At 59.4% G+C, this 776-nt stretch carries 1 protein-coding gene; it reads left to right on the top strand.

Annotated elements, in window-relative coordinates:
- Nucleotides 1-35: 35 nt before the first annotated feature.
- The coding region (locus E3U47_RS24775) for a hypothetical protein (RefSeq protein ID WP_134694192.1) at nucleotides 36-776 on the top strand (741 nt) is incomplete at its 3' end.

Genomic DNA, 776 nt, shown 5'->3' with positions numbered 1-776 from the left:
AAAGTCCTGAGCAGCCCGCGCAAGGCGAAGCCATCATGATGTTCTCGCCCCAAAAGACCGAGTCGGAGCACAAACCGGCACAGTTACTAGAGACGTCGGATGCATTCAATCAATTATTGGAGCCGGTGGAGTCGGGCTCTGGGATCATGGATATCGAGATCAATGCCATCCTGCCACCGTATCCGACTGGCGCGCGCGCTCCGGTGGTCGGTGCGCACTTCGGACTCAACCACGCCGCCGTGCATGTCAACCCCTCGAAAGGGTTACCGGTCACGCTGCAGGCGTATGCCGGGATGCAAGAAGGGGATCTGATCGAAGTCTTCTGGTCTCTCGTCGGTTCACCCACGCCAACGGCCGTGTTGACTGTGTCGGTTTCCAAAGAGCAAGCAGCGCAGGGGACGGATATTGCGAGCCATGTACCCGTCGAGCGGGCCGTTGTAGGCTTTGCCCTGTGGTATATGAGAGTCACCAGAGCTAGCTCGCAGAACGCTGAGGAATCCAGGAAACTCACGGTGTTCTACAAGGACACGTTGCCCGGTGGCCCGGACCGTCGCCCCCACGAACCCTGGCATTCGGAGTTGCACGCGGCGCAGTTGGAGTTGCCAGCGAATCTGACCCCCGGCTTGCAGGTTCCGGTCACAGTCGACGCCTACCCACAGATGCGGGTACGGGACGTGATCACCTTGAGCGTGGGAGGGATCTTCTTCACCCATACGATCGCCGAGGATGAGGTAGGTAATCAGGTGGGCTTCCTGATTGCAGCGGATCAGCTGGAA

This window comes from Pseudomonas sp. RIT623 (assembly GCF_004519305.1).
Taxonomy (GTDB): Bacteria; Pseudomonadota; Gammaproteobacteria; order Pseudomonadales; family Pseudomonadaceae; genus Aquipseudomonas.
The sequence above is the reverse complement of the archived record's forward strand: the minus strand, read 5'-3'. Positions and strand labels throughout refer to the sequence as shown.